This is a genomic window from Rhodoblastus sp., from assembly GCF_041915505.1.
Lineage (GTDB): Bacteria > Pseudomonadota > Alphaproteobacteria > Rhizobiales > Beijerinckiaceae > Rhodoblastus.
In genome coordinates, this window is sequence record NZ_JAYSBG010000286.1 from 1 (window position 1) to 4,622 (window position 4,622).

5 protein-coding genes and 1 pseudogene are annotated in these 4,622 nt (G+C 65.2%); 4 read left to right on the forward strand and 2 right to left on the reverse strand.

Translation table 11 applies throughout. The annotated features are described in order from the left end of the window. On the forward strand, positions 1-1,702 hold a 1,702-nt coding region (locus tag ACE3S9_RS15235; protein ID WP_374547332.1), incomplete at its 5' end, for a sodium-translocating pyrophosphatase. A 79-nt stretch (positions 1,703-1,781) separates the two neighbouring features. Here the strand turns inward: ACE3S9_RS15235 and ACE3S9_RS15240 are convergent. Both ACE3S9_RS15240 and ACE3S9_RS15245 read right to left on the reverse strand, forming a co-directional pair. After that, positions 1,782-2,321: a glycine cleavage system protein R gene (locus ACE3S9_RS15240; RefSeq protein ID WP_374547333.1), complete on the reverse strand. Its 540-nt coding sequence runs from the start codon at positions 2,319-2,321 to the stop codon at positions 1,782-1,784. Positions 2,322-2,450: 129 nt separating this feature from the next. Continuing rightward, positions 2,451-2,948: an outer membrane protein assembly factor BamE gene (locus ACE3S9_RS15245; RefSeq protein ID WP_374547334.1), complete on the reverse strand. Its 498-nt coding sequence runs from the start codon at positions 2,946-2,948 to the stop codon at positions 2,451-2,453. 169 nt (positions 2,949-3,117) lie between these two features. On the opposite strand from ACE3S9_RS15245, the gene ACE3S9_RS15250 reads away from it, so the two are divergent. The 3 genes and pseudogenes from ACE3S9_RS15250 to ACE3S9_RS15260 all read left to right on the forward strand — a co-directional run. Next, positions 3,118-3,636 carry a ubiquinol-cytochrome C chaperone family protein gene (locus ACE3S9_RS15250; RefSeq protein ID WP_374547335.1) on the forward strand — a complete coding sequence of 173 codons (519 nt, stop codon included), beginning with the start codon at positions 3,118-3,120 and terminating at the stop codon, positions 3,634-3,636. Positions 3,637-3,745: 109 nt separating this feature from the next. Next, positions 3,746-4,321, forward strand: coding sequence for a DUF177 domain-containing protein (locus tag ACE3S9_RS15255; RefSeq protein ID WP_374547336.1), 576 nt, complete (start codon positions 3,746-3,748; stop codon positions 4,319-4,321). A gap of 140 nt (positions 4,322-4,461) precedes the next feature. After that, positions 4,462-4,622: pseudogene (locus ACE3S9_RS15260) on the forward strand (phosphate acyltransferase); the annotation flags it as partial.

Here is a 4,622-nt window from a genome sequence, read left to right on the forward strand (position 1 = left end):
CGGGCCGCTGGGTCTTTCGGTCAATAATCGCGAGGTGATCGACTCGCTGGTGGCGCTCGGCTTCGGCGCCTCGCTGATCTCGATCTTCGCCCGTCTCGGCGGCGGCATTTTCACCAAGGGCGCGGATGTCGGCGCCGATCTCGTCGGCAAGGTCGAGGCCGGCATTCCCGAGGACGACCCGCGCAATCCGGCGACCATCGCGGATAATGTCGGCGATAATGTCGGCGATTGCGCCGGCATGGCGGCCGATCTGTTCGAGACCTATGCGGTGACCGTGGTCGCGACCATGGTTCTGGCGGCGATCTTCTTCAAGGGCTCGGATTCGCTTGCCGCCACCATGCTCTATCCGCTGGCGATCTGCGCGGCCTGCATCGTCACCTCGATTGTCGGCGCGGGCTTCGTCAAGCTCGGCGCCAATAATTCGATCATGGGCGCGCTCTACAAGGGCCTGATCGTGACCGGCGCCTTGTCGGTGGTCGGCCTCGCCGTGGCGACCCAGTTCCTGATCGGCTGGGGCTCGATCGGCGATGTCGCCGGCCAGACCATCACCGGCGCCAATCTGTTCGTGTGCGGCCTGATCGGCCTTGCCGTCACCGGCGCCATCGTGGTCATCACCGAATATTATACCGGCACCGGCAAGCGTCCGGTGGTGTCCATCGCTCAGGCGTCGGTCACCGGCCACGGCACCAATGTCATCCAGGGCCTCGCGGTCTCGCTGGAATCGACGGCGCTGCCGGCTCTGGTGATCGTCGCCGGCATTATCGCGACCTATCAGCTCGCCGGCCTGTTCGGCACGGCCATCGCCGTCACCACCATGCTCGGCCTCGCCGGCATGATCGTGGCGCTCGACGCCTTCGGCCCGGTCACCGACAATGCCGGCGGCATTGCCGAAATGGCCGGCCTGCCCAAGGAAGTGCGCCAGTCCACCGACGCGCTCGACGCGGTCGGCAACACCACCAAGGCGGTGACCAAGGGCTACGCCATCGGCTCGGCCGGCCTCGGGGCTCTGGTGCTGTTCGCCGCCTATACAAACGACTTGCGCGACTTCATCAGCCAGGGCCTGCCCTATTTCAAGGATGTCGGCGCGGTCAATTTCGACCTCTCCAACCCCTATGTGGTGGCGGGCCTGATCTTCGGCGGCCTGATCCCCTATCTGTTCGGCGGCATCGCCATGACGGCGGTCGGCCGCGCGGCGGGCGCCGTGGTCGAGGAAGTGCGCCGGCAGTTCCGGGAAATGCCCGGCATCATGGAAGGCACGACCCGGCCCGATTACGGCCGCGCCGTGGACATGCTGACCAAGGCGGCGATCCGCGAAATGATCATCCCCTCGCTGCTGCCGGTGCTGGCGCCTTTGGTGGTCTATTTCGGCGTGTTGCTGGTGTCGGGCAGCAAGGCCAACGCCTTCGCGGCTCTGGGCGCCTCACTGCTCGGCGTGATCGTCAACGGCCTGTTCGTCGCCATTTCCATGACCTCCGGCGGCGGCGCCTGGGACAATGCGAAAAAGAGCTTTGAAGACGGTTTCATCGACAAGGATGGCGCCAAGCACTTCAAGGGCAGCGAGGCCCACAAGGCTTCGGTGACCGGCGACACCGTCGGCGACCCCTACAAGGACACGGCGGGCCCGGCGGTCAATCCGGCGATCAAGATCACCAATATTGTCGCGCTGCTGCTGCTGGCGATCCTCGCCCATCGGGGGATGTAAAAGGCTTCTTCCCGCGGGCCACAAAACGAACAATTCGTTCGGGACGACTGATTCAATTCAGTCGTCCTTTTTCTTGCGCCTAATCGCAAGGAATGAGCGGCCGATTGTCTTCAAGCGACAGATCGACCATCAGCTCGTGCGCAAGCGCTTCGAGGGATCCGCGCAGAATCTCGACATCCAGGCCATCGGGCAGCGTCAGCCTTGCCTTGGCCTTGAACATGGCCTCGCCCGAGAACGACCCGACGACGCGTTCGCTTTCGAGCTCATAGATATTGACGTTCAGGGCGGCCAGCACGCGGGATATGTCCCGGACGATGCCGGGCCGGTCGAGGCCGACCAGTTCGAGCAGCAAGGCGCGGCCGTCGGTCGACGTCTGCTCATCGCTTTGCTCGATGATGAAGCGCAGCCCCTGGGCTTCCAGTTGGCGCAGCGACACGACGAGCGCGTCGGCCTTTTCCTCCGCAATCGCCACCAGCAGAATGCCGGCGAACTGCCCGGCCAGCCGCGCCATGCGCGTGTCGAGCCAGTTGCCGCCGTGTGCGGCGATGGTTTCGGAAACCATGCTCACAAGGCCCGGCCTGTCTCGGCCGATCACGGTCAGAACCAGTTGTAACGGCATGATGGCGCTCCTCTTGTTTCAGAATAACCGATGCGCGTCGCCGCCGACAGGTCAGAGTTCCATCGGAACGCCCCAAACAAAAACCCCGCGGAGACGATCCACGGGGCCTTGCTCGCAGGCGGTATGGCCTCAGAACTTGTACTGGAACTTGCCCATCTGGTTGAGCAGCGTTTGCAGGATGCGGTTTTCGCCGCCGCCGGTGATGGTCTGGCGCGTGTTGAAATCGACCACCTTGCCGTCCTGCAACCCGTAATCGCCGGTGCGGGTCACCTTCTTGTTGGCGTCGAAATAGACCGCGAAAACGCGCTGCTCGGTGATTTTCGCCGGCATCGACGGCATCATCCGCTCGACGCGCTGGCTGATGTAATACCAGGCCTCGCCGCCGACGGTCGAGGTGGTCGAAGGCGTGCCGAGCAGGATCAGCACCTGTTCGGCCGGCATGCCGGGGCGCACCTGCTTGATGACCTGATCGTCAAACACATAGCCGCGATGGACGACCGTATCGTCGAGCGTCGAGCAGCCGGACAGCGGCGCCAGGGCCAGCGAGGCTGCGAGGATGAGAACGCCGCGGGCGATCGTCTGGCGCGGATGGTTCGCTTTCCTGCGCCATTGAATTTTCGCCCGCATTCAGAATCTCCGCGTTTTCCGCAAGTTTATCCTTGCATCCCGTCGCGCACACGCCTACCCCCGGGTGAAGGCAAAAGCAAGGCCAAGGCTTGGTTGGAGCTGCGGTCGGGCGGGCCGCCTCCAAGGGTTTTCCGAGCGGCGGACAGACGGCGGAGCGCGAGCGAACGCGATGATTTTCGGTCTTTTCCGTCGCAATCCCCTCGAAGAGCAGATCGGGCGCCTGCACGAGGCCTTGGTGGCGCAATCGCGTCTGCCGGCGTTTTTTCTGCCGCCTTATGGCGCTGCGGACACATTCGAAGGCCGTTTCGAGATCCTGACCCTGAACGCCGGCCTGCTGCTGCGGCGACTCAGCCTTGCGCCCGATCCGGCGCCGGCTTTGGCGCAGGATCTGTCCAATGCGGTTTTTTCCCGTTTCGACGACGCCTTGCGCGAGATCGGCATTTCCGACGTCGGCGTGCCCAAGAAGATGAAGAAGCTCGCCGGCGCCTTCATGGGGCGCGGCGCGGCCTATGAGGAGGCTTTCGCCCAGGGCGAGGCGGCGCTCGCCGCCGCGCTCGCCCGCAACGTCCTCGGCGGCGCGGGCGACGGCGCTGCTTTGGCCGCTTATTATCTGCGCGCCCGTGCGGCGCTCGACGCTGCGCCGGTCGAGACGTTTCTGCGCGGCGAGGCGCCTTTTCCGGCGCCGTGACATTCCTTTTCGCGCATGATCCCGAAAACCGGGCGCCGCCGTTCGGGGTCATGCTCTGGCCGCAAATCCGTGCGAGGCGGACGGCGACATCAGGTTTTGGGGGAAAGACATGACCCATTCGCAGCTTCCCGAGGGCGCGCCGCCCTTTTCCCGGCCGCTCGCCGTCGATTCCGTCGGCGAGAACGGCCTTCGCCTCAAATTCGACGCCAGCGCGGCGGAATGCGACGCTCTGGCCGAATTCGACGGGCTGGAGGCGATCCGCAGCCTCGCCGTCGAGGCCGAGGTCCTGCGGCGCGGCGCCGAACGCCTGCTGGTCAAGGGGCGCGTCCGGGCGGTGGTCGCGCAGACCTGCGTTGTGACCCTGGAGCGGTTCGACGCCCTTGTTGACGAGCCCTTCGAGGTCGAATTCGCGCCCGAAGCCGAGGCCGAGGCGGCTTACGCCCGCGCCATGGCCGAAATCGAGGCGGCGCAGGACAAGGCGGCGGCTCTGGCCGAACAGCCCGATCCGCCGGACCCGATCGTCGGCGGCAAGATCGACCTTGGCGCCTTGGCCTCCGAATTCCTGGCTCTGGGGCTCGACCCCTATCCGCGCAAGCCCGGCGTCGAATTCGCATCGGTGAGCGAGGACGCGGAGGAAACCCGCCCGTCGCCCTTCGCCTCCCTGGCCAAGCTCAAGAAAGAATAGTCCGCCGCCGGCTCATGCGGTTTATCTGGGCTGACAGGGACTTGCCAACGGCGGCGCAACGGCTATTGTCCCGCGCTCTTGCCTGCGCTTTTGCGCCCAGGCTTCTCAAGGGGCCGACCGGAAACGGAGTCTGACGAGGAATGGAAAAGCCTGTGCGGATCGCGCTGGACGCCATGGGTGGGGATTTCGGTCCCTCCGTGGTCGTGCCGGGCGCTGCCCTTTTTCTGGAACGCACGCCTGGCGCGACCTTTCTGATATTCGGCGATCAGGACAAGCTTGCGCCTTTCCTTCAGGCGCATCC